Source organism: Cedecea neteri, assembly GCF_000757825.1.
GTDB classification, from domain to species: domain Bacteria; phylum Pseudomonadota; class Gammaproteobacteria; order Enterobacterales; family Enterobacteriaceae; genus Cedecea; species Cedecea selenatireducens.
This window is the reverse complement of sequence record NZ_CP009451.1, coordinates 3,078,555-3,101,528: the sequence shown is the minus strand read 5'-3', so window position 1 is coordinate 3,101,528 and position 22,974 is coordinate 3,078,555. Positions and strand designations below refer to the sequence as shown.

The 22,974-nt window shown below is 54.9% G+C and carries 21 protein-coding genes; 8 read left to right on the top strand and 13 right to left on the bottom strand.

Annotation, left to right across the window (positions count from 1 at the left end; translation table 11 throughout):
- The first annotated feature begins 8 nt into the window (after window positions 1-8).
- The gene (locus JT31_RS14390; RefSeq protein WP_038478399.1) at window positions 9-1,427 is read left to right on the top strand and encodes a glutamate synthase small subunit; all 1,419 of its coding nucleotides are present in this window, start codon (window positions 9-11) and stop codon (window positions 1,425-1,427) included.
- Between the two features lie 82 nt (window positions 1,428-1,509).
- Here the strand turns inward: JT31_RS14390 and sspB are convergent, their stop codons facing one another.
- From sspB to zapE, 5 genes are all read right to left on the bottom strand, one after another.
- Window positions 1,510-2,013: a ClpXP protease specificity-enhancing factor gene (sspB, locus tag JT31_RS14385; protein WP_038478396.1), complete on the bottom strand. Its 504-nt coding sequence runs from the start codon at window positions 2,011-2,013 to the stop codon at window positions 1,510-1,512.
- A 3-nt stretch (window positions 2,014-2,016) separates the two neighbouring features.
- On the bottom strand, window positions 2,017-2,658 hold the full coding sequence (gene sspA, locus JT31_RS14380; protein ID WP_038478394.1) for a stringent starvation protein SspA: 642 nt from the start codon (window positions 2,656-2,658) through the stop codon (window positions 2,017-2,019).
- Window positions 2,659-2,979: 321 nt separating this feature from the next.
- Window positions 2,980-3,372 carry a 30S ribosomal protein S9 gene (rpsI, locus tag JT31_RS14375; RefSeq protein WP_000829818.1) on the bottom strand — a complete coding sequence of 131 codons (393 nt, stop codon included), beginning with the start codon at window positions 3,370-3,372 and terminating at the stop codon, window positions 2,980-2,982.
- A gap of 15 nt (window positions 3,373-3,387) precedes the next feature.
- Window positions 3,388-3,816, bottom strand: a complete 429-nt coding sequence (gene rplM, locus JT31_RS14370; protein WP_038478381.1) for a 50S ribosomal protein L13 — start codon at window positions 3,814-3,816, stop codon at window positions 3,388-3,390.
- Window positions 3,817-4,043: 227 nt separating this feature from the next.
- Window positions 4,044-5,168 carry a cell division protein ZapE gene (zapE, locus tag JT31_RS14365; RefSeq protein ID WP_038478378.1) on the bottom strand — a complete coding sequence of 375 codons (1,125 nt, stop codon included), beginning with the start codon at window positions 5,166-5,168 and terminating at the stop codon, window positions 4,044-4,046.
- 175 nt (window positions 5,169-5,343) lie between these two features.
- Here zapE and zapG point away from each other — a divergent pair, with 175 nt between their 5' ends.
- The 3 genes from zapG (at window position 5,344) to degS (ending at window position 8,447) form a co-directional block, all read left to right on the top strand.
- Entirely contained in the window at window positions 5,344-5,742 is a 399-nt protein-coding gene (gene zapG, locus JT31_RS14360) for a Z-ring associated protein ZapG (protein ID WP_008454880.1), read from the top strand.
- 178 nt (window positions 5,743-5,920) lie between these two features.
- Window positions 5,921-7,291, top strand: coding sequence for a serine endoprotease DegQ (gene degQ / locus JT31_RS14355; protein ID WP_038478375.1), 1,371 nt, complete (start codon window positions 5,921-5,923; stop codon window positions 7,289-7,291).
- A gap of 88 nt (window positions 7,292-7,379) precedes the next feature.
- A complete protein-coding gene (gene degS / locus JT31_RS14350) occupies window positions 7,380-8,447 on the top strand; it encodes an outer membrane-stress sensor serine endopeptidase DegS (protein ID WP_038478373.1) in 1,068 nt (355 codons plus the stop codon).
- Window positions 8,448-8,503: 56 nt separating this feature from the next.
- On the opposite strand, the gene mdh is transcribed toward degS, so the two are convergent.
- Window positions 8,504-9,439, bottom strand: coding sequence for a malate dehydrogenase (gene mdh, locus JT31_RS14345; RefSeq protein ID WP_008454883.1), 936 nt, complete (start codon window positions 9,437-9,439; stop codon window positions 8,504-8,506).
- Window positions 9,440-9,923: 484 nt separating this feature from the next.
- Here mdh and argR point away from each other — a divergent pair, with 484 nt between their 5' ends.
- The 3 genes from argR to yhcN (JT31_RS14330) all read left to right on the top strand — a co-directional run bounded on the left by argR (window position 9,924) and on the right by yhcN (JT31_RS14330) (window position 11,423).
- Window positions 9,924-10,394, top strand: coding sequence for a transcriptional regulator ArgR (argR, locus tag JT31_RS14340; protein ID WP_038478370.1), 471 nt, complete (start codon window positions 9,924-9,926; stop codon window positions 10,392-10,394).
- Window positions 10,395-10,768: 374 nt separating this feature from the next.
- The gene (gene yhcN / locus JT31_RS14335) at window positions 10,769-11,032 is read left to right on the top strand and encodes a peroxide/acid stress response protein YhcN (protein ID WP_038478367.1); all 264 of its coding nucleotides are present in this window, start codon (window positions 10,769-10,771) and stop codon (window positions 11,030-11,032) included.
- A 124-nt stretch (window positions 11,033-11,156) separates the two neighbouring features.
- The gene (gene yhcN / locus JT31_RS14330; protein WP_038478364.1) at window positions 11,157-11,423 is read left to right on the top strand and encodes a peroxide/acid stress response protein YhcN; all 267 of its coding nucleotides are present in this window, start codon (window positions 11,157-11,159) and stop codon (window positions 11,421-11,423) included.
- Window positions 11,424-11,494: 71 nt separating this feature from the next.
- Here the strand turns inward: yhcN (JT31_RS14330) and JT31_RS14325 are convergent, their stop codons facing one another.
- From JT31_RS14325 to aaeX, 5 genes are all read right to left on the bottom strand, one after another.
- Window positions 11,495-11,767, bottom strand: coding sequence for a barstar family protein (locus tag JT31_RS14325; RefSeq protein ID WP_038478361.1), 273 nt, complete (start codon window positions 11,765-11,767; stop codon window positions 11,495-11,497).
- A 36-nt stretch (window positions 11,768-11,803) separates the two neighbouring features.
- Window positions 11,804-13,258: an NAD-dependent succinate-semialdehyde dehydrogenase gene (locus tag JT31_RS14320; protein ID WP_038478358.1), complete on the bottom strand. Its 1,455-nt coding sequence runs from the start codon at window positions 13,256-13,258 to the stop codon at window positions 11,804-11,806.
- A gap of 98 nt (window positions 13,259-13,356) precedes the next feature.
- Window positions 13,357-15,318: a p-hydroxybenzoic acid efflux pump subunit AaeB gene (aaeB, locus tag JT31_RS14315; protein WP_038478355.1), complete on the bottom strand. Its 1,962-nt coding sequence runs from the start codon at window positions 15,316-15,318 to the stop codon at window positions 13,357-13,359.
- Between the two features lie 10 nt (window positions 15,319-15,328).
- On the bottom strand, window positions 15,329-16,261 hold the full coding sequence (gene aaeA, locus JT31_RS14310) for a p-hydroxybenzoic acid efflux pump subunit AaeA (RefSeq protein ID WP_038478352.1): 933 nt from the start codon (window positions 16,259-16,261) through the stop codon (window positions 15,329-15,331).
- Between the two features lie 7 nt (window positions 16,262-16,268).
- Window positions 16,269-16,472: a p-hydroxybenzoic acid efflux pump operon protein AaeX gene (gene aaeX / locus JT31_RS14305; RefSeq protein ID WP_008454892.1), complete on the bottom strand. Its 204-nt coding sequence runs from the start codon at window positions 16,470-16,472 to the stop codon at window positions 16,269-16,271.
- A gap of 177 nt (window positions 16,473-16,649) precedes the next feature.
- Between aaeX and aaeR the strand changes: the two genes are divergently transcribed.
- Window positions 16,650-17,585, top strand: coding sequence for an HTH-type transcriptional activator AaeR (gene aaeR, locus JT31_RS14300; protein WP_038478349.1), 936 nt, complete (start codon window positions 16,650-16,652; stop codon window positions 17,583-17,585).
- 18 nt (window positions 17,586-17,603) lie between these two features.
- Here aaeR and tldD read toward each other — a convergent pair whose 3' ends face one another.
- Both tldD and yhdP read right to left on the bottom strand, forming a co-directional pair.
- Window positions 17,604-19,049 carry a metalloprotease TldD gene (tldD, locus tag JT31_RS14295; RefSeq protein ID WP_038478346.1) on the bottom strand — a complete coding sequence of 482 codons (1,446 nt, stop codon included), beginning with the start codon at window positions 19,047-19,049 and terminating at the stop codon, window positions 17,604-17,606.
- An 86-nt stretch (window positions 19,050-19,135) separates the two neighbouring features.
- Entirely contained in the window at window positions 19,136-22,948 is a 3,813-nt protein-coding gene (gene yhdP / locus JT31_RS14290) for an AsmA2 domain-containing protein YhdP (RefSeq protein WP_038478343.1), read from the bottom strand.
- Window positions 22,949-22,974: the final 26 nt, after the last annotated feature.

Genomic DNA, 22,974 nt, shown 5'->3' with positions numbered 1-22,974 from the left:
AGGTCACGATGAGTCAAAACGTTTATCAATTTATCGACTTGCAGCGCGTTGATCCGCCGAAGAAGCCGCTGAAGATCCGCAAAATTGAATTTGTGGAAATTTACGAGCCATTCTCTGAAGGGCAGGCCAAGGCGCAGGCCGACCGCTGTCTCTCCTGCGGCAACCCGTACTGTGAGTGGAAGTGTCCGGTTCACAACTACATTCCAAACTGGCTGAAACTGGCCAATGAGGGTCGCATCATTGAGGCAGCCGAGCTGTCTCACCAGACCAACAGCCTGCCGGAAGTATGCGGCCGCGTCTGTCCTCAGGACCGCCTTTGCGAAGGCTCCTGTACGCTAAACGACGAGTTCGGGGCGGTAACCATCGGCAACATCGAGCGCTATATCAACGATAAAGCGATTGAGATGGGCTGGAAACCGGATCTGACCGGCGTGAAGCAAACAGGTAAGCGCGTGGCTATTATCGGCGCAGGCCCTGCGGGGCTTGCCTGTGCGGACGTGCTGGCGCGTAACGGCGTGAAGGCGGTGGTTTACGACAGGCATCCAGAAATCGGCGGCCTGCTGACCTTCGGTATTCCGGCGTTCAAGCTGGAAAAAGAGGTGATGACCAAACGCCGCGAAATCTTCAGCGGGATGGGGATTGAATTCAAACTCAATACCGAAGTTGGCCGTGACGTACAGATGGACGAGCTGCTCAGCGAATATGACTCAGTGTTCCTGGGCGTCGGCACCTATCAGTCAATGCGTGGTGGTTTAGAGAATGAAGACGCGCCTGGCGTTTATGACGCCCTGCCGTTCCTCATCGCTAACACTAAGCAGATTATGGGCTTTGCTGAAACGGCTGAAGAGCCGTACATCAGCATGGAAGGCAAACGTGTCGTTGTGCTGGGCGGCGGTGATACCGCCATGGACTGTGTACGCACTTCCATCCGCCAGGGCGCAGGCCACGTAATTTGTGCCTACCGCCGTGACGAAGAGAACATGCCGGGCTCCAAACGCGAAGTGAAAAACGCGCGTGAAGAAGGCGTGGAGTTCCAGTTCAACCTGCAGCCACTGGGCGTTGAAATTAACGCTAACGGCCGCGTTTGTGGCGTGAAGGTTGCGCGTACCGAACTAAGCGCACCAGATGCTCAAGGCCGCCGTCGTCCGGAAATCGTAGCCGGCTCTGAACACGTTCTGGCTGCCGATGCGGTCGTTATGGCGTTTGGCTTCCGCCCTCACAGCATGACGTGGCTGGAACAGCATAGCGTTGAGTTGGACAGCCAGGGTCGCATCATCGCGCCTGAAGGCAGTGAGAACGCTTTCCAGACCAGCAACCCGAAAATCTTCGCCGGTGGCGATGCCGTTCGCGGTTCCGATCTGGTGGTGACGGCCATTGCTGAAGGGCGCAAAGCCGCCGACGGGATCCTGAACTTCCTCGAGGTATAAGCGTTAAAACCTGGCGGCTTTGGTCGCCAGATTTAGCCGCCATCGCACCATAAAAAAAGCCAGTCTTTCGACTGGCTTTTTGTTATTTCACCACGCGCAGTGCGGGGCGACCACCGCGAGGCGGCGGCGGCGGATCGTCATCCGGGTTATTGTCGTCATCGCCGTGATCCGGGCGATCGCCATCAATAACCTGCATCACCGTTTCCGGTTCGCCTGCATCAGAGCGATCGTCGTTGTGGCTTTCAGCGTCTTCATCATAGCCCGCTTCTGGCTCAAACATCGTGCCTGCACCGTTCTCACGCGCATAGATAGCCAGAACGGCAGCCATTGGGACGTTCACCTGGCGCGGTACACCGCCGAAACGCGCGTTAAAGCGCACTTCGTCATTGGCCAACTCCAGGTTGCCCACGGCGCGCGGCGCGATGTTCAGCACAATTTGCCCGTCTCGCGCATACTCCATCGGCACCTGTACATCCGGCAGCGTAATATCTACCACCAGATGCGGAGTGAGCTGGTTATCCAGCAGCCACTCATAGAAGGCGCGCAACAGGTAAGGACGGCGCGGCGACAGCTGCGACATATCCATCACTTAGCCTCGAGTCTGCAGACGCATTTCGCGCTCAGGTTCGGTCAAAGAGGCGAGGAAGGAATCACGTTCGAAGACGCGGGTCATATACCCTTTCATCTCTTTAGAACCTGCGCCTGTCAGCTCAATGCCCATCTGCGGCAGACGCCACAGCAGCGGAGCCAGGTAGCAGTCTACCAGGCTGAACTCGTCGCTCAGGAAGAAAGGCTTCTGGGTGAACACCGGTGCGATGCTCAACAGCTCTTCACGCAGCTGCTTACGCGCCGCGTCCGCTTCCTGCGCGGAGCCTTTCATCACCACGTTCATCAGGGTGTACCAGTCTTTCTCAATGCGATGCATGTACAGACGGCTTTCACCACGTGCTACCGGGTAAACCGGCATCAAAGGTGGATGCGGGAAACGCTCATCAAGGTATTCCATGATGATGCGGGATTCCCACAGCGTCAGCTCGCGGTCAACCAGGGTCGGTACGCTGTGATTTGGGTTGAGGTCAATCAGATCCTGAGGCAGGTTATCCGTTTCCACATGCTCAATTTCAACGCTAACACCTTTCTCAGCCAGTACGATGCGCACCTGATGGCTGTAGATGTCAGTAGGACCGGAAAACAGCGTCATCACCGAACGTTTGTTGGCAGCGACAGCCATGAAAACCTCCAAGTTTATCCAGAAAATTACTGCTAATAGCCGCAAGCGGCGACTAACCTGACCGTTTATTACCCAATGCTTCGCCGGAGCACCGCTTACGCCTTAAAGCGTGGCGAAAACAACCTGATGCCGACATTTGGGCAGAAAATTGGTTGATAGTTTACCAGATTTTACCGGTTTTGTGGTGGTCACAGATTGAATTTGCCTAAAAGGCAAAGCATTTCAAAAAGTTAGAAGCAATAATATAAATTACGGGCATAAAAAAACCCGGTACGAAGACCGGGTTTTTGCCAATTGCCTTTCTGCGTAAGCAGAGAACAATTAACGTTTGGAGAACTGAGGACGACGACGTGCTTTACGCAGACCGACTTTCTTACGTTCAACCTGACGAGCATCACGGGTAACGAAGCCAGCTTTACGCAGCTCGGAACGCAGGGACTCATCATACTCCATCAGAGCGCGGGTGATACCGTGACGGATCGCACCAGCCTGACCAGAGATACCACCACCTTTAACGGTGATGTACAGATCCAGTTTCTCAACCATGTCGACCAGTTCCAGCGGCTGACGAACTACCATGCGGGCAGTTTCACGACCGAAGTACTGTTCCAGAGAACGTTGGTTGATAACGATTTTGCCGTTGCCCGGTTTGATAAACACGCGAGCTGCGGAACTTTTGCGGCGACCAGTGCCGTAGTATTGATTTTCAGCCATTGCCTATAATCCCGATTAAATGTCCAGAACTTGCGGTTGCTGTGCCGCGTGGTTGTGCTCGGTGCCCGCGTAAACTTTCAGTTTACGGAACATTGCACGACCCAGCGGGCCCTTTGGCAGCATGCCTTTAACCGCGATTTCAATCACACGCTCAGGACGGCGGGCAATCATCTCTTCAAAGGTCGCTTGTTTGATACCACCGATGTGGCCGGTGTGATGGTAGTACACTTTGTCAGTACGCTTGTTGCCGGTTACAGCAACTTTGTCAGCGTTCAGAACGATGATGTAATCACCAGTATCAACGTGCGGAGTGTATTCCGCTTTGTGCTTACCGCGCAGACGGCGAGCCAGTTCAGAAGCCAGACGACCTAAGGTCTTACCTTCAGCATCAACAACATACCAGTCGCGCTGTACAGTTTCTGGTTTAGCTGTAAAAGTTTTCATTAAAAGCTTACCCAATATATAGTTACACGTTGGTGAACACCCAAACGTTTAAAATCAGTTGAGGTTCACGCGACATTGTCCAGCAAACCTACCCCTTCGAATAGCCTATGCCGGCACGACAAAAGTTTTGGGAAAAAAACTTTGGTTGTAACGTGGGGTCGCAAGATTATAGAGAAGTCGCCCTCAAAGATCGACCACAATTTGTCGTTGATATCACATATTCATCTTTAGGGCAGATGAGCGCGGCGCAAATACTCTTCACTTTGCATTTCCTGCAGCCTGGAAAGGCAGCGCTGGAACTCAAATTTCAGCCTTTCCCCTTGATAAATATTGAATAGCTCAGTCTCTGCAGACACAACCAGCTTCACGTGGCGCTCGTAGAATTCGTCCACCAGAGCGATAAAGCGGCGTGCCTCACTTTCCATCAGCGGGGTCATCACCGGCACATTGAACAGCATGACGGTATGAAACTGACGAGAAAGCGCGATGTAATCATGCTGGCTGCGGGCGTCCACGCACAGCGTGGTAAAGTCGGCCGCCAGCGTCTGATTAGCCATGCCGAGCGTCGCCAGAGGACGGTGATTAATCTCCAGCACCGGGCCGCCCTCACGTTTAGCGCCCGCAAGCGCCGTATAAAGCTTCTCCATCTGCTGAGCAGACTCATCGTTAAGCGGCGAAAGCCAGAGATGCGCCTGGGTCAATGTCCTCAGACGATAGTCAATCCCGGCATCGACGTTCATCACATCGCAATAGCGTTTAATCGCTTCGATAGCCGGTAAGAAACGTGCGCGCTGGAGCCCATTGCGATACAAATCATCCGGCGGAATGTTCGACGTTGCCACCAGCGTGATACCACGAGCAAAAAGCGCTTTCATTAATGTGCCAAGCAGCATCGCATCGGTGATGTCGGAGACAAAAAACTCATCAAAGCACAGCACGTCCGTCTCAGCTTTAAAACCGTCGGCAATAATTTCCAGCGGATCGGTGTGTCCCTGCTGCTGCGCCAGTTCCTCATGAACCCTAAGCATAAAACGGTGGAAGTGCAGCCGAAGCTTACGTTCTCCCGGCAGGCTCTGAAAAAACATATCCATCAGCCAGGTTTTACCACGCCCCACGCCTCCCCACATATACAGGCCACGCGCGGGCTCCTGCTCAGCCTGGGCCTCTTTTTTACCAAATAACTTGCCAAATGTACTCAGTAAACCGCCTGACGACACCGGCGTTGGCGCAGCGGACAACGCATGCCAGATAGCGTCCAGGCGCATAATCGCTTCGCGCTGTACTTCATCAGGTTGGAAGCTGCCTTCTGCCAGGGCCTGCTGGTAGCGCGATGCAGGAGAGAGATTTTGCATGGTATTTTATCTTCCCTTTATAATCGGATAGCCGTTCACTGCCATTTTCGAGCAGGTTGTCGAAAAAAAGGCCGTTCTACCCTAAGCGATGCTGCGTCAGGATTCCACTTCTCTTCGGTTAACGGTTATAGTGGCTACATTACCCTACGGAATCACAAGATAACGGGAGAAGTTCATGACTTGGGAATATGCGCTTATTGGGTTAGTGGTGGGCCTTATTATCGGCGCCGTAGCCATGCGTTTCGGCAACCGTAAGCTGCGCCAGCAGCAAGCTCTGCAGTATGAGCTGGAAAAGAACAAAGCGGAGCTTGAAGAGTACCGCGAAGAATTAGTCAGCCACTTTGCCCGCAGCGCCGAGCTGCTGGACAACATGGCGCACGATTATCGTCAGCTTTATCAGCACATGGCAAAAAGCTCCAGCAGCCTGCTGCCGGAAATGACGGCGGAAGCCAATCCGTTCCGCAACCGTCTCGCCGAATCCGAAGCCGGTAACGATCAGGCTCCGGTTCAGATGCCGCGTGACTATTCAGACGGTGCTTCTGGTCTGCTGCGCGCCGGTGCAAAACGCGATTAATCCCTGTTTCAGATTTTTTCCGGGGCACGGCTCATGTGCCCCCCATCCTTCCCTGACCCAGCTATCATTTAATTGTCTTTTGCTTCCCTATTACGCCATTGTGAGTCGATTGATATTTCAATAACATCGATTGCGTTAGTGGGTATTCCTTTTTCCAGGTGACGAGAGCCAGCATCCAATGAAGAAACAAACACGGCTGTGGAGTGCATTAGCGTTAAGCGTCGGTCTGACGCTCGGCGTATCCCCTCTGGCGAACGCGTCACTGCCTTCCCAGGTTCCAGGCCAGCCGGCGTTGCCGAGCCTTGCGCCGATGCTGGAAAAAGTGCTGCCGGCGGTTGTCAGCGTAAGGGTAGAAGGTACCGCTTCGGCCTCAGGCCAGAAGGTGCCGGAAGAGTTCAAGAAATTCTACGGGGATGATGCGCCCTCCGACACGCCACAGCAGTTCGAAGGTTTAGGTTCCGGCGTCATCATTAACGCCGCTAAAGGCTATGTCCTGACCAATAACCACGTGATCAACCAGGCCCAAAAAATTAGCGTGCAGCTGAACGACGGGCGTGAGTTTGATGCCAAACTTATCGGCGGAGACGATCAGAGCGACATTGCGCTGATTCAACTGCAGAATGCTTCAGGGCTGACCGAAATCAAAGTTGCCGACTCTGACAAGCTCAAAGTGGGCGACTTTGCCGTTGCGGTAGGAAACCCCTTTGGCCTGGGCCAAACAGCAACCTCCGGTATTGTTTCTGCGCTGGGCCGCAGCGGGCTTAATCTCGAAGGCCTGGAGAACTTTATTCAGACCGACGCCTCAATCAACCGCGGAAACTCCGGCGGCGCGCTGCTGAACCTGAACGGTGAACTGATTGGCATTAACACCGCTATTCTTGCCCCAAGCGGCGGCAGCGTAGGGATTGGTTTCGCCATCCCCAGCAATATGGCGCAAACCCTCGCCAAACAGCTGATGGAGTTTGGTGAAATCAAACGCGGCCTGCTGGGCATTAAAGGCATGGAGATGAACTCTGACATCGCCAAAGCCTTTAACCTTTCAACCCAGCGCGGCGCGTTTGTCAGTGAAGTGCTCCCGCAGTCAGGTTCAGCAAAAGCTGGCGTCAAAGCCGGGGATATCATCACCAGCCTGAACGGTAACCCGCTGAGCAGTTTTGCCGAACTGAGGGCTAAAATTGCCACAACTGAGCCTGGCACCGTTGTTAAGCTGGGCCTGCTGCGAGACGGCAAGCCGCTGGAAGTTAGCGTGACGCTGGATAAGAGCACCGCCTCTTCGGCCAGCGCTGAAATGATCCTGCCTGCGCTGCAAGGGGCCACCCTCAGCGATGGGCAGCTGAAAGACGGCGGCAAAGGCATTCATCTGGATAACGTGGATAAAGGCACGCCCGCCGCTCAGGTTGGCCTGCATAAAGACGATGTAATTATCGGCATTAACCGCGAGCGTATCCATACCATCGCCGAAATGCGTAAAGTGCTTGAAGCCAAACCCGCGGTCATTGCGCTGCATGTTGTTCGCGGCGAACAGAGCCTCTATTTGCTGTTGCGTTAACGGAAGCAGAGAAACGGACATCGTCTGTACGATGTCCGTTCAACTCATGCTATTCTGCGGTCGATCTCTCACTCATTAACTCAAACTCATGTTTCTAAAGATCTTACGTTCGGTGGTCATTGGGCTGATTGTTGCGGGGCTGCTGCTGCTCGCGATGCCGTCATTACGCAAAGCCATTGGTCCGCTTGCGCCTGCGCAATATGACAGCGCAGACGAAACGCCGATGAGCTTTAATCCGGCGGTACGTCGTGCTGCCCCGGCTGTGGTCAACGTGTACAACCGCAGCGTCGGCAATAACGGTCAGAACCAGCTCCAAATCAAGACACTCGGCTCTGGCGTTATCATGGATGGGCGGGGCTACATCATCACCAACAAGCACGTCATTAATGATGCAGAGCAGATCATCGTCGCTCTCCAGGATGGACGGGTATTTGAAGCACTGCTCATTGGCTCCGATAGCCTGACCGACCTCGCGGTGCTGAAAATCAACGCCACCAACCTGCCGATTATTCCTATTAATGGCAAACGTCAGCCGCATATTGGCGATGTCGTGATGGCTATTGGTAATCCCTACAACCTTGGGCAGACGGTGACTCAGGGCATTATCAGCGCCACCGGCCGCATTGGCCTGAGCCCTTCGGGTCGCCAGTCGTTCTTACAGACCGATGCCTCCATTAACCGCGGTAACTCTGGCGGGGCGCTGGTGAACTCTCTGGGCGAGCTGATGGGCATCAACACGCTGTCGTTTGACAAGAGCAATGACGGCGAGACGCCGGAAGGGATTGGCTTTGCGATACCGACCCAGTTAGCGACCAAGATAATGGATAAGCTGATCCGCGATGGCCGGGTGATTCGTGGCTACATCGGTATTGGCGGCAGAGAAATTACCCCGCTGCACGGCCCATCAACCGGCATCGATCAGCTGCAGGGGATTATCGTCAATGCGGTATCACCGGACGGTCCGGCCGCACTCGCGGGCATTCAGGTGAATGACGTGATTATTTCGGTAAACCACAAGCCTGCCGTCTCCGCGCTGGAAACGATGGACCAGGTGGCGGAAATTCGTCCAGGCTCCGTGATTCCGGTAGAAGTCATGCGTGAAGATAAAAAGCTCACGCTGCAGGTCACGGTCCAGGAATACCCCGCCGGTGGCTAAACGGCAGGCATAAAAAAACCGGAACCTGAGTTCCGGTTTTTTTTATCCAGGGGCGGTTACTTAACGAACTCTTCGCCCAGTTGGATATCTTTCTTCAGGGTATCCAGCATGCCTTCCATCGCGTTTTTCTCAAACGCGCTGAGGGTGCCGATAGCTTTACGCTCAACGATACCGTTTTTACCCAACAGCAGCGGCTGAGAGAAGAAACGTGCGTGCTCGCCGTCACCTTCAACGTAAGCGCATTCAACAACGTTGCTTTCGCCCTTAAGAGCGCGAACCAGAGACAGGCCAAAACGAGCCGCAGCCTGGCCCATAGACAGCGTTGCAGACCCGCCGCCGGCTTTCGCTTCAACCACTTCGGTACCCGCATTCTGGATGCGTTTAGTCAGGTCAGCAACTTCCTGCTCGGTGAAGCTCACGCCAGGGATCTGGGACAGCAGCGGCAGAATGGTCACGCCAGAGTGGCCGCCAATAACCGGCACTTCGATATCCGTAGGCTGTTTGCCTTTCAGCTCGGCAACAAAGGTGTTGGAGCGGATGATATCCAGCGTCGTGACGCCGAACAGTTTGTTCTTATCGTAGACACCCGCTTTTTTCAGCACTTCTGCTGCAATAGCAACGGTGGTGTTAACCGGGTTAGTGATAATACCGATACAGGCTTTAGGTGCGGTTTTCGCAACTTGCTCGATCAGGTTCTTCACGATGCCGGCATTCACGTTGAACAGGTCGGAGCGATCCATACCTGGTTTACGCGCTACGCCCGCGGAGATAAGCACCACGTCTGCGCCAACCAGCGCCGGGGTTGCATCTTCGCCGGAGAAACCTTTGATTTTCACGTCAGTCGGGATATGACTCAGATCCACCGCAACCCCTGGGGTTACTGGCGCAATGTCATACAGAGAGAGTTCTGAGCCTGAAGGCAGTTGGGTCTTAAGTAGAAGGGCAAGCGCCTGGCCGATACCGCCAGCTGCGCCGAGGACTGCAACTTTCATCCTAAACTCCTTATTATGGTTAGCAAAATCGTGCCGTAACTCCATGCGGTGGCGACCATAATCCAGAGAGGAGATAATTACAATCTTCCCGCCGCCAGATTGCGAGATAAAGCAATACTCGACCGCGTTGCTGCATTTACTCGCCGGGAGGAACGACGCCATAGCGCCCGGTCACGACCTGATGTGGTTACATCAACGGCGGTTACATTACCCCTCTGCGCACACCAAAACAACATCATTTTGATAACATTTAGTTTACTTTGAGGCTTATTTGCGAGTCGTGACGCAAGCATGTTCGCCGATAACGAAATTTGATAAAATCGCCCGCTTTCATAACATTATTTCAGGCTGTTTTCCGCCAGATGCTTCTCCCACCCTTTTCAGGCAACCGTAAATCCGGGCCTTGAAGGAAGATGAACAATTTGCATAATAATTCATTTAAATGCATAATAATGTTATCTCTTTTACCCAGGATAGGTTATTTATGCGTAACTCCTCAAAACAAGAAGAATTAGTAAAGGCTTTCAAAGCATTACTTAAAGAAGAGAAATTCAGCTCACAGGGTGAGATAGTCCAGGCGTTACAAAACGAAGGCTTTGAAAACATCAACCAGTCCAAGGTTTCCCGCATGCTGACCAAATTCGGCGCGGTAAGAACCCGTAATGCAAAAATGGAAATGGTCTACTGCCTTCCGGCCGAGCTGGGCGTGCCAACCACCTCCAGCCCGCTAAAAAACCTGGTACTGGACATCGACTACAATGATGCGGTCGTGGTCATTCACACAAGTCCAGGCGCGGCTCAGCTCATCGCTCGCCTGCTGGACTCTCTGGGTAAAGCAGAAGGTATTCTTGGCACCATCGCCGGGGACGACACTATCTTCACTACTCCTGCCAGCGACTTCACCGTTAAAGAGCTTTACGAAGCCATTCTGGTGCTGTTCGAACAAGAGCTTTAATTCATCATCTTTCCTCACCCGTCATACCTTATGGCGGGTGCACTCCCCCGAATTCGGTAATCTTCCGTAAATAAACCTCAATCCAGCGCATGGAATGGCTTCAATAACATTCTATAGGGCATTGTTCTGTGTGCTACCGCACAAATAGTTAAATTCACCCATATATATGATTTTACTTATATTTAACAAAAATGGCGTGATAAAAACGTCTTTTTTATAACTCATAGTAATAAAAAATCGTCCCATTAATTTAAAGTTGCATAGGCAACAATTAGCAGGGTATTAATTTTTCCCGTAACTAGTGTATACTTAATTTCGTGATGAGGGTCACAGAACGATGGCCCAACCAAAAGAATACGACGAGGAAAGAAATCATGAACATGAAAGCAACTTTAGTTACCGCAAGCCTGCTCTCCGCCCTGTCATTCGGCGTTTTCGCCGCTGACTCTATCAACGCTCAGCAGGCGCAAGACCGCCAGTCACTGGGGACCGTTTCGGTCGATGACATCGGCAGTTCTCCAATGGATATGCACGAAATGCTGAACCAGAAAGCTGAACAAAACGGCGCTTCTGCTTACCGCGTTATCGAAGCTCGCACCGGCGGACACTGGCATGCAACGGCAGAACTGTACAAATAATCGTTCTTAGCCATAAGCCAGTTGAATAGATGTCGTTAGAAACGTTATGCCTCGGCGGCCCTAAGTAGAATAAATGCCAGTAAGCCCTTCCGGCCGCCACGTTAAACCTTCAGGAGTAAAGACTATGAAAACCAAATTAACTATCGCCGCACTGAGCCTGTTGTCCGTTATCTCTTTAGGCGCTAACGCCGCAGCTCACCAGGTCAACAATGAACAAGCTCAGGGTATGCAGTCCATGGGCTCAATTTCAGTCAGCCAGGTTGGCAGCGCGCCAATGGATATGCGTCAAGAATTGTCCCAGAAAGCCACTGAACAAGGTGCCTCTGCTTACCGTATTACCGAAGCTCGTTCCGGCGATACCTGGCACGCAACAGCAGAGCTGTACAAATAACCCCTCGTCGTACTTGTCCTACGACCTTGCCCCCGATCGCTGGGGGCTTTTTTATGCCTGCGCCTTACGCGTTAGCCGTGGATATTAAAGCGAAGCTGGCCCTCCAGCTCCTCTTCAGCCTCGTCAAACAGCAGGATGAGTGCGCCGAATCTGCGCCGTTTGCTCTCCGGTAAATGCGCAAACTCGATCTCGACGGGAAGCGGCAGCATTGACGCCGTGACCACTTCCCACAGGCTATCCAGGTCATGGACCTGCTCCTTACGCAAAGCGAGCTGCTCCGCAAACTGGCGATAGAAAGCAGGGTTGTCGTCGATGTGGCTAAAATCAAAAGTAAATTTTTTCATCGCTGCCGTCCTGACCCTTTAAAGCAAGCGGTGGGGCTAAAGCCCGCCAATGTGTAACGTTTTCACTTCCAGGAACTCTTCCAGCCCCAGCACGGAACCTTCACGCCCTAACCCGGACTCTTTCACCCCGCCGAATGGCCCAAGCTCCGTTGAGACGGCGCATTCATTTATCCCAACCATGCCGCTTTCCAGCGCCTGTGAGACGCGGAATACGCGCTGTAAGTTCTGGGTGTAGAAATAAGCCGCAAGCCCAAAGGGCGTATTGTTCGCCCGCTCGATAACTTCCTCTTCCGTTTTAAAGCTAAAGCAGGCCGCCAGCGGGCCAAACGTCTCTTCCTTAGCCAGCTTCATCTCGTCATTAGCGTCGATGATGACCGTAGGCTGCCAGAAGTTGCCGCCGAGCTGGTGAGGTTTGCCACCGACAAGCGCCTTACCGCCTTTGGCCAGCGCGTCCTCCACGTGTTCACGCACCTTATCTACCGCGGACGACTCAATCAGCGGCCCCACGACAACGCCGTCTTCCAGGCCATTGCCCACCTTCAGTTTTTTGACCTCTTCCGCAAGCTTATTCACAAAGCTATCGTACACGCCCTGCTGGATAAAGAAGCGGTTGACGCTGACGCAGACCTGGCCCGCATTGCGGAACTTGTTGGCAATGGCTCCCTTCACCGCCGCGTCGATATCGGCATCATCAAACACGATATAAGGCGCATTGCCCCCCAGCTCCATCGACACTTTCTTCATTGTTTCCGCAGCGTTACGCATCAGCGTTTTGCCCACCGCCGTTGAACCTGTGAAGGAGATTTTGCGCACCTGCTGGCTGGCCATAATGGCATCACTGATTTCCTGCGTGTTCCCTGCCACCGCGTTAAGTACACCTTTCGGCACGCCTGCCTGCGTTGCCAGCTCCAGCAGCGCAAAGGCGGAAAGAGGCGTGTTATTGGCAGGTTTTATCACTCCGGTACAGCCCGCGGCCAGAGCGGGTCCGAGCTTGCGGGTCAGCATAGCCATGGGGAAATTCCACGGCGTGATCGCCGCCACAACGCCGACAGGTTCGCGCGTGGCCAGGATGCGAGAGCCAGACCTGGCCGGAGGAATAACTTCACCGTTCGCACGTTTGGCCTGTTCAGCAAACCACTGAATGAAGCTTGCCGCATAGTCGACTTCACCTTCGGCCTCTTTGAGCGGCTTTCCCTGCTCAAGAGTCATCAGCCGGGCGAGCCAGCTTTTGTTTTTCAGAATGAGTTCAAACCAGCGATAGAGGATTTCAGAGCGCTGTTTGGCGGTTTTCTCCCGCCAGGCGGGGAACGCTTTACTGGCGGCAGCAATCGCGGCTTCGGCTTCGTGCTTGCCTGCCTTCGCCACTTTAGCCACCACTTCTCCCGTCGCAGGATTCAGCACATCAAAGGTTTCACCGAGCGTGTGCCACTTGCCGTCTACCAGATATCCGGTTTTGAAGAGCTCACTTTGCTGGAGGGGTTCATTCGTCATAATTTCTCCTGTTGTTAAGTGTTCATCCCAGTAACCGCAGTTAAGTATAGATAGAAAAAAGCCGACGCAGGCGTCGGCTCTCAGTGCAAGGGTTGGGCTCAGGCGTTAATTAGCGTGTGCCGATAGCGGTGCAAAATGTCCGCCAGCCGCTTCACCGGCTCGGTGACCTGCAGCGGAGCTTCCCACAGACGAAGCTTCTCTTGATAGATTTCAAGCTCGCCTAAAAGCCTTTGGTAATAGAGCTCTCGCTTATCATCGCTGTTAGCAGAAATAACTTTATCAGCCGTTTTACGCAGCTGTCGGTGGAAGGCAGAAAGATCGTCATTCACCGGGATAGGCGCATCCCGCAGGCGCTGATGAGCGATTATCAGGGTCAGCGCCAGGCGATAACGATCGATGTCGCCGGGGAACATATTCAGCAGTAAAAACAGCTGCTGATACAGCGCGGGCAGATGGTTCTCTTTGCGGCGAGCGTTATTGGTCGTCAGCGCCGAAACGGCAGCAGAGACAAACTGATTCAGCAGCGTACGGCCGGTTCGCTCTTTGGAATTATCGCGGATCAGCAGGATCACCATCATCGCCAGGAAGCAGCCGACGATCTGCCCCAGCGCGCTGTCCAGGAATGTACTGAAATGGAAAGTCATCGGGTTATCCAGCACGATGATGTTGATTGTCCCGGCCAACGCCCCCATTGAACCCAATCGCCGTTTTTGTACCTCAATCCCAATGAAGAAGCCGAGCAGGGCAAGGCTGACGCACAGCAACAGCATACTTTGCTGAGTCGACGGCAGAATAACCAGGAAGTAAAACGCCCCCAGCGGCAGCGCCACCAGCATGCCGTAAAGGAAGTCGAGCGAAACCATCCGCGGGTTAGGCAGGCGCATCGCCAGCGCGGTAACCACCGCAATCATCACCATGGCGCCGCTGCCGGACGTCCAGCCGGTCCACAGCCAGAACAGACTTCCGAGCACGCACGAAATCGTCGTACGCCAGAAGTTAATCATCGCGTGGTGGCCTTCGGCGGATTCTACCTTCACCACAGCCTCGCCGTTCAGCACTTCCTCTTCAATCGCGCTGACCCGGGTATTACTGATAAAGCCTCGCTTCAGCAGCAGAAAACGGGTAGAGGCCGAAACCCAGGAGCCAATGGTAACCGGCGTGGCCTTTTCCCCCATCACGGAAATCGCCCTGCGCAACACCTTCATGCGCTTATAAACGTCGTCGGCGGTTTCCACTTCGGCGGCGAAAAGCTGTCGAAATTCCGGCGTGACGTATTCCGGTCGGGTGTTCTGAATGAGGAACGTTTCACAAGCCTGAGTGATCATCGTCAGCGAAAGCGTATTAATCGCTTTCAGGCGGCGATTGGCCTTCGACCAGCGGGCAGACTCCATATTCAGGTTGGCGCGCATTCCGTTGAGCGCGGTCACCTTACGCACCAGCCCGCTCCAGGCTTTATCGACCTCTTCTTTCTCTCCGTGGGCAATACAAAGCTGCATCAGGCGGTACTGATCCACCAGCAGGTTGTCCAGCTCCCGGTCTATCTCCTGCTTGATCGAGCGCGGCGAGAACAGCAGGTCAGCGACGATGGCACAGACAATCCCGATGACGATTTCGCTGCAGCGCTCAACGGCAAACTGCGGCGTAGTCAGCGGAGCAACCTGGATAGTGACTACGATTATCAGCGCGGTGTAGCCAGCGAGCCCCCAGGCGTAAGAGTTTTCGACGCGAACAAGCGAAGAGATCCAGGTGCAGAATCCGGCCCAGATACAGCACACCAGCAGCATAACGACCGGCGCACGGATCAGGGTAATGATGATAACCAGCGCGGCAGCACAGCCGATAAACGTCCCGATAATACGCAGCATCCCGCGGTAGCGTATCGCCCCGGAATAGGGCTCCCCGCCGGCGGCAAAGGCGGGCCCGGCTGCAACAATGGCGGCGGTCAGCACCGCCCAACGCGGTGTTTCCAGCTCAAAATGGAAGCCGACAAACACCGCCAGCACGATGGCAAAGGCGAGCTTTATCGCAAAGCGGAGGTGAAGCCTGGAAATGTTATACATAGCGGCCTGCTTAACCGAACTCGCGCAGGCGATGCATCAGCTTGATAAACGCCGAGTCATTTTCCGCTTTACGGTCTTTTTCACCGGTGACTACAACGGTCGCGGTAGTCCCGGCAGGATACAAATTCCCCATCTGTTCATCGAGGCGAATCCTGACCGGCACGCGCTGAGCAAGACGAACCCACTCGAGGTTAGAATCAACCGTCGCCATGCCTTTTGCATCGCTGGTACTGCTGGCGTTAGTCACCCCGGCAGAAATGCTGTCAACGCTGCCGCGCAGCACGCGGTTGCTGCCAAGCGGAGTAATCTGCACGCGATAGCCCGGGCGAATCCCCTCAAGCTTGGTCTCTTCCATGTAGGCAAGGATGTAGAATGAATTCTGTTTCACCAGCGCCACGGACGTCGCGCCACGATTAATAAACTCGCCGGTATGCACGTTAAGGTTAGTCACCCAGCCGTCAGCCGGGGCACGAATAACCGTGCGCTGCAGATCGAGTTTGGCCAGGTCACGCGTCGCCTGCGCTTTATCCAGCTGGTGCAACACGGTTTGCAGCAGGTTGTTCGACTGGTCAATCTCTTCGCGCGACATCGCCTGAATACCAAGCGTATTACGCCTGCCGGCTTCACGGCGTTTCTCTGATGCCAGCGCCTGATAATAGGCCACATCGGCTTCGGCCTGTTCGAGCGCTTTTTGATAGCGAGGCTGGTCGATGGTAAACAGCACCTGGTCTTTTTTCACCAATTGGTTGTCATGAACGTCAACGGTAGTGATAAGTCCGGACACGTCCGGCGCGATTGCGACGACGTCAGCGGTGAAACGCGCGTCACGCGTCCACGGGGATTCGGTATAAAACACCCACGCCCGGAAAATAGCGATGAAGGCCAGCAGCACCAGCAGAAGCGTGATAGCGGTACGGGTTATGTTTCTTGTTAGTATTTTCACATCAACCTCAAACGAACAAACGCGAAATCAGATAAAAAAGGCAGCAATAGAGCGCTGTATTGAATAATGCAGGGTGCCAGACAAAATCATAGATGCCGGTTGGGGTCAGCAGCCGACGCGCCAGCCAGAACGCGGCGAGCGACAGAATTAACTCGAAGAATATCGGCGGAAACGAAAGACCGAATATTACGATTACCGGAAATAGACTCATTTTGACCTTGATAAGATAATGCAGGCGATACATAACTCGACGATAAACCGCGACGGAAAGGCCAGAAAAGGCGGGCGAGCGTGCGGTATGAGTTATGTTAATAATAATATATTAACGTAACTGTTACCCTGTTATCTATAATATGTGATCTAAATCACTTTTCACTCAGAGTGAACAATGGAACGACTTAAACGCATGTCGGTGTTTGCCAAAGTGGTTGAACTTGGCTCCTACACCGCCGCCGCAAGGCAGCTACAAATGAGCGTCTCTTCCATCAGCCAGATCGTGTCCAAACTGGAAGATGAGCTGCAGGTGAAACTGCTCAACCGCAGCACCCGCAGCATCGGCCTGACCGAAGCGGGCAAAATCTATTATCAGGGCTGCCGCAAAATGCTGCACGAGGCGCAGGAAGTCCACGAGCAGCTCTACGCCTTTAACAACACGCCAATTGGCACGCTGCGCATCGGTAGCTCTTCAACTATGGCACAGAATGTCCTCGCCGACATGACGACCGAAATGCTGAGAGAGTACCCGGGCCTGACCGTAAATCTGGTGACGGGTATTCCCTTTCCCGACCTGATTGCCGACGGCCTGGACCTGGTGATTCGCGTAGGTGCTCTGCAGGATTCCAGCCTGTTTTCACGCAAACTGGGTTCGATGCCGATGGTGGTTTGCGCCTCGAAAAACTATCTGCAGCTTCACGGTACGCCGGAAAAGCCCGCCGATCTGGCGAACCATTCCTGGCTCGAATACAGCGTACGTCCGCACAATGAGTTTGAGCTTATCGCGCCGGAAGGGATTTCCACCAAGGTTATCCCGCATGGTCGCTTTGTCACCAACGATCCGATGACGTTAAGCCGCTGGCTTAAGGCCGGTGCCGGAGTCGGGTTTGCGCCGCTGATGTGGGTGATCGACGAGATCAACAGCGGAGAGTTGGAGATCCTGTTCCCTCGCTATCAGTCCGATCCACGCCCGGTTTACGCACTGTATACCGAGAAGGACAAACTGCCGCTGAAGGTGGAGGTCTGCATTAACTATCTGACGGATTATTTCGTGCGGGTGACGCAGCTTTTTCAGGGCGTGCGGGCGAGAAATGAAAACAGCCGGGGCTAGCCCGGCTGTCAGATGAACTTAAGCGGTACCGCCCACGGTCAGGTTATCGACCTTCAGGGTTGGCTGGCCGACGCCAACCGGCAGGCTTTGCCCTTCTTTACCGCAGACGCCGACGCCGTTATCCAGCGCCAGATCGTTACCGACCATCGAGATCTGCTGCATGGTTTCAATGCCGGAGCCAATCAGCGTGGCGCCTTTCACCGCCTTCGTGACCTTCCCTTTTTCAATCAGGTAGGCTTCGGAGGTGGAGAACACAAACTTGCCGGAGGTGATATCGACCTGGCCGCCGCCGAAGTTTGGCGCAAAAATACCGTAGTCCACGGACTCGATAATCTCCTGCGGGGTAGATTTACCCGCCAGCATGTAGGTATTGGTCATACGCGGCATAGGCAGGTGTGCATAAGACTCGCGGCGACCGTTGCCTGTCGGCGCAACGCCCATCAGCCGAGCGTTCAGCTTGTCCTGCATATAACCTTTAAGAATGCCGTTTTCGATCAGCACGTTGTACTGCCCCGGCACGCCTTCGTCATCAATGGAAACGGAACCACGGCGATTAGCCATCGTGCCGTCATCCACCACGGTACACAGTTCTGAAGCCACCAGTTGGCCCATCTGGCCGCTGAAGACCGAGGTGCCACGGCGGTTAAAGTCGCCTTCCAGGCCGTGACCGACCGCTTCGTGCAGCAGGACGCCAGGCCAGCCTGCGCCCAGCACCACCGGCAGCATGCCGGCAGGAGCCGCCACGGCCGACAGGTTAACCATTGCCATGCGTACAGCTTCTTTAGCCCAGGCATCAGCGCGAACTTCACCGTTCACGCTTTCCAGGAAATATTCATAGCCAAAACGACCGCCGCCGCCGCTTGCGCCGCGCTCGCGCTTGCCGTCTTCTTCAACCTGAACGCTAACAGACAGGCGCACGAGCGGGCGAACATCCGCCGCCAGCGTTCCGTCCGTAGCCGCCACCAGAATCAGCTCATAAACGCCCGTCAGGCTGGCGCTCACTTCCTGCACGCGAGCGTCTGCTGCGCGCGCGACGCTGTCCACGCGTCTCAGGATGTCGAGCTTCTCTTCACGCGTCATGCTGAGCAGCGGATCGGCGCTGGTATAAAGCGCGCTGTGCGGCACGTTACCCAGCGTGCGGGCACGCCCATCGCCCTGCTCGCGTACGATGCTGCGAGCCGCATGAGCGCTCTGCTCCAGCGCCAGCAAAGTAATTTGATCCGCGTAGGCAAACCCGGTTTTCTCGCCGCTAACCGCACGAACGCCAACGCCCTGATCGATATTCCATGAACCGTCTTTAATGATGCGGTCTTCCAGCACCCAGGATTCATGATAGCTGGACTGGAAATAGAGATCGCCGTAGTCGAGGCGGCGCTCGGACAGCTGGCCGAGGATGGAAAACAGATCTTGATGGGTTAAGCCATTCGCAGACAGCAACTGCTCACTTACCAGGTTAAGACTCATCGTTTCGCTACTCTTATTGCTTATCGCCCATTGGGCGAGGAATGGTTTATTAATGGAGCTTGCGGCAATTAACCGCTAACGTCAAATCAGTGAGCTTCACTGGTACGTGGCTGGCGCAGCACTTCATTAATTTGCGGTTTGTCGACCGGGCCGGTGATGCTGTAGCGCAGGACGGAAATTTTGCTCCACAGCGGGCCAAGCACTTTACTGGCCGCAAACACGGCGGCACCGACTATAGGGTTAACGGCAAAGGCGGCGGCAACCCCGACGGTGGCGGAGATTTCAGGCGCAACTACCGCCTCCATATTCAGCTCGCGGCGGACTAAATCCACCGAGCCTTTCATGGCTATATCCGCCTCTAACCCATCCACCAGCGTATCGTCAGTATGCAATACGCCGTCTTTTATCCAGGCCGTGCTGCGAATAGAGTCGTAATAGAAGCCGCTGCCAAAGGTGTCGCTAAAGTCGAAGCGCAGCTTGCGAAGCAAGGCGTCAAAACTGACCAGCCGCAGGAGCTGGCCCGCATGGCCGGTGCTGACGTCGGTGATCTCGCCTTTACCCAGCCTGGTATGCAGAATGCCGTTAAGCGAAGCCTCATCAGGTTTCCACGGCACCGCTCGCCAGTGCAGGTCGTAATCAACGTCGAAAGAAGAGCCCTGCAGCGGTGTTTTCACGCCAAAGAAGTTGGCCGCAGCGTCCAGCTTGTCACCCTTCAGCTTGCCCTTAAGCGAGGTGCGCTCGGTGCCCGGCTTATTCACCCACTCGCCGTCGGCGGTCAGGCGGGCAAACCCGGTATCCACCAGCCCGTTAGCCAGCTGCAGCGTATCGCCGTTGATCTTCACATCCCCTTCTATGCGGCCATATTTTTGCCCCCACAGCCAGCACTCAGCGCAGCGCAGCTGCATGTCTGGCCAGCCCCGGAAGCTAATTGCATCGCCGTTTTCCGGTACCTGAAGCGGGGCCGTACCGTTAGCACCACCAGGGATTACGCTCCAGTTCGGGTTGAAGTAAAGGTATTTGATGGTGGCGAGCCACGGCGCGTTGTTTTTCATGCTCAGTGAGGCATTAATTTCACGCCCCTGAGCCTCCACCTGAGTGCCGTTCAGCACCGGGCGAGAAACCAGGCTCAGGTTATGCCACTGCTGGCCCCCCAGGGTTAAGGCTGGCGTGCGCAGAGTAACGGCCGACGGGAATGCCGCCGAACCGCCTACGCTGTCTGCAGCCCCTTCGCTGAAGAGCGCCAGCCACTGGGCGCCATCCATCGCGGGCAGATCCAGCTCAACGCCCGGCTGCTCCGGAAGCGGAGGCACGGTTTTACTGTCGGTAGCCCAAATGGCCCGGTCCAGGGTTAGCTTTTTATTTAGCAGCCAGCGGCTGGAGAAGTGATTTAGCGCGCCCGCATTACCGGTGAGATTAAAGCTCTTCAGGTCACCCTTAACGGCAATATTCAGCGGCAGAGCTGTCCCGGCTTTTTTATCGACAGGAGCAGGTAAGTGACTGCTCACATTCTTCAGATCACCCGCCAGATTGACCTTGTAGCTGGCGCTGCCGTGATAAGGCAGCGTAATTCCCACATCGCCTTTCCACATCACGTTACCGCTAACCGCGTCGTTGACCTGCTTCGGCAGAACGCCGGTTTTATTGGGCTGCCAGTCGCCGCTCAGGTTAACGCCAATCTGGTAGTCTTTATCACCGGTTTTGGTGTTGAAGTTCAGGCTTACCGGCTGATTAAACCAGCTGGCGCTCATCGCCTCACTCTGCAGGTCACCGTTGGTAAAGCTGAATTTACCGCTCAGATTATGCAGCGTACTGTCCAGCGGTTTGATAAGCAGCGTGTTGTTGTTCAGTCGAACGTCGCCTTTCGCCGTCGTCATTTCGCCGGTCAGCGGGATATCGAGATGTAAGCGAGCATTCACATCGCCGCCAATCTGGAGTTCATCGAGCGCGGCGGCAAGTGAATCCTCCAACGGCGTCTCTTTGAAATAAGGACCTACCGCGCTGCCAGGCCCGTTGATGTCGGCATCAATCAGCAGCTTTTCTTTGGCGTAATCAGGAATGTTCGCCGTCAGGTTAGTGGCCGTTACGCCACCCAGCTTGACCTCGTTGCTGTTCATCCACAGCCCGTTATTGATGAAGTCGAGCGTGATATCGAGATTTTCCAGCGCCGGCCAGTCCGGCTGGAAGGCAAATTTGGCGTTGCGGAGCGGAACGTAAACCTCAAACTGGCCTTCGTTATGCTCGTAGGGGAACAGATGTGGGTTGCCGCCGTAGACCAGCGTGGCGTTGTCCGCCTGGCCGCCCTGAATCGCCGAGCTGAGGTAATCCGTCAGCTCTTTACCCATCAGGTTTTCCGGGAAATAACGCCAGGCGTCCGCGCCGTTATCGGTGCTGATCCCGGCTAAAATTCCCAGCCACGGATCGCCGCTGGCTGGCTGGAAGTAGCGGAAATCGCCGCGAGCCCAAACGGAGCGAGCCCTAACGTCAATGTTCTTGCCGTCTAACTGAAAGCCCTCGGCGTTTTTCTGCCAGGCGAGCGTGGCTGCCCCTTTTTCAATTTCAAGCGGCGCGCGGAAGACGGTTTCGTACGGCATTTTAGCGTCGGTCATTACGCCGTTAAGCTGCCCGTTTGCGACGCTGCCGGTCACCGAGCCAGAGAAATGTTCCGCCCCAGGCAACAGCTTCCATTGCTTCCAGCTCACGTCATTCCATCGCGCCTGCATGCGGGTCTGCTCGGTTTGCTGGAGCGGAATATCCAGCGCCAGCACGTCGATGTGGCCCTGGGGCTGAAGCGAAGTCCAGATGTCGCCAAACTGAGGCGAGATTTTAGCGGCGATCGGCAACAGGCCGTTGAAGCGGGCCAGTTCCATATTGCTGGCACGCACCCGGAGTTCGTCGCTGCGCTGGCTTTGTTTACCCCCCACGTCCTGCGGCGCTATCCAGGCCACGGAGAGCGAGCCTTTTGGCCAGGTCTGGTCATCCAGCGTAATGTTGGTGGAAGGAATAGAAAGCTGCCAGCTGGATTTCTCGCGGCTGACCTGCGCGGTAAGATTATCGACCGAAAGCGTATGCGTCACGCTGTCGGTTCCCGGCCAGCTCGCCCCGCCTTTTTTCAGCCAGACGCTGCCGCCGCTGATATCGCCTTCCTTCACGTCCATCCAGGCTTCGAGGCTAAAACGGGCGCTTTTCAGGTCAACATTGTCTTCCATCCAGCGGCCCAGCCAGGGCTTCACGTCCACGTCGTCAGCCTGCAGCCAGACCTTGCCGTTGTTCAGAATGCCGTTTTCATCCCGCAGATCCATGCGGACGTTGGCTACGCCGTGCTGGCCGTTGAAGCTGGATAAGCTCACCTGACCTTCCGCCCGATGCCGGTTTTTACCGTTGAGCCAGGTTAGCTGAGGAATCGAGAGTTCGGCACGCTGGCCGGAGAGCGTCAAAAAGCTAAGGGAGCTGTCGCGGAGATCGAAGTGATCGAACTGACGCAGGAAGAGATCGCTGATTTTATCCGCTTCCAGCGTACTATCACCGCCGTTCTGGCTGAGCGGCGTATTGGTGCGCATTTGCAGCTGGTAGAAGGTCAGATCGCGAAACTGCCAGCGGAAGTTAAGCAGGCTTTGCCAGACATCCAGCGCCAGAGTCACGCGTTTGATGCTCAACGTACCGCCGTCTTTGAGCCCGGCTTTAACATCACGCACGTCAAGCGTAGGGCCGAAGTTCTCCCAGCTTGCCCGTAAATTGCTGACCTCAACCGGCACGCCGGTAGCCGCCTCAATCTTGTCCAGCAGCGCAGGCCGCCAGGCATCCAGGTGCGGCAAAACGAGCCGCAGGCCACTCACCAGCAGCGCGACGATAACAACCAGCGTTACGCCTGTGAGCAGCAGAATGCCGGGCAGTCGCCTCACCTTTCTCTCCTTGTCAGCCTTACGGG

Coding starts and splice junctions, on each gene's coding strand:
- rplM (WP_038478381.1), bottom strand. CDS start 3,816: ATGAAAACTTTTACAGCTAAACCAGAAACTGTACAGCGCGACTGGTAT.
- tldD (WP_038478346.1), bottom strand. CDS start 19,049: ATGAGTCTTAACCTGGTAAGTGAGCAGTTGCTGTCTGCGAATGGCTTA.
- zapE (WP_038478378.1), bottom strand. CDS start 5,168: ATGCAAAATCTCTCTCCTGCATCGCGCTACCAGCAGGCCCTGGCAGAA.
- aaeR (WP_038478349.1), top strand. CDS start 16,650: ATGGAACGACTTAAACGCATGTCGGTGTTTGCCAAAGTGGTTGAACTT.
- sspA (WP_038478394.1), bottom strand. CDS start 2,658: ATGGCTGTCGCTGCCAACAAACGTTCGGTGATGACGCTGTTTTCCGGT.
- argR (WP_038478370.1), top strand. CDS start 9,924: ATGCGTAACTCCTCAAAACAAGAAGAATTAGTAAAGGCTTTCAAAGCA.
- JT31_RS14325 (WP_038478361.1), bottom strand. CDS start 11,767: ATGAAAAAATTTACTTTTGATTTTAGCCACATCGACGACAACCCTGCT.
- yhcN (WP_038478364.1), top strand. CDS start 11,157: ATGAAAACCAAATTAACTATCGCCGCACTGAGCCTGTTGTCCGTTATC.
- yhcN (WP_038478367.1), top strand. CDS start 10,769: ATGAACATGAAAGCAACTTTAGTTACCGCAAGCCTGCTCTCCGCCCTG.
- degS (WP_038478373.1), top strand. CDS start 7,380: ATGTTTCTAAAGATCTTACGTTCGGTGGTCATTGGGCTGATTGTTGCG.
- zapG (WP_008454880.1), top strand. CDS start 5,344: ATGACTTGGGAATATGCGCTTATTGGGTTAGTGGTGGGCCTTATTATC.
- aaeX (WP_008454892.1), bottom strand. CDS start 16,472: ATGAGTCTATTTCCGGTAATCGTAATATTCGGTCTTTCGTTTCCGCCG.
- sspB (WP_038478396.1), bottom strand. CDS start 2,013: ATGGATATGTCGCAGCTGTCGCCGCGCCGTCCTTACCTGTTGCGCGCC.
- rpsI (WP_000829818.1), bottom strand. CDS start 3,372: ATGGCTGAAAATCAATACTACGGCACTGGTCGCCGCAAAAGTTCCGCA.
- degQ (WP_038478375.1), top strand. CDS start 5,921: ATGAAGAAACAAACACGGCTGTGGAGTGCATTAGCGTTAAGCGTCGGT.
- aaeB (WP_038478355.1), bottom strand. CDS start 15,318: ATGTATAACATTTCCAGGCTTCACCTCCGCTTTGCGATAAAGCTCGCC.
- JT31_RS14320 (WP_038478358.1), bottom strand. CDS start 13,258: ATGACGAATGAACCCCTCCAGCAAAGTGAGCTCTTCAAAACCGGATAT.
- JT31_RS14390 (WP_038478399.1), top strand. CDS start 9: ATGAGTCAAAACGTTTATCAATTTATCGACTTGCAGCGCGTTGATCCG.
- mdh (WP_008454883.1), bottom strand. CDS start 9,439: ATGAAAGTTGCAGTCCTCGGCGCAGCTGGCGGTATCGGCCAGGCGCTT.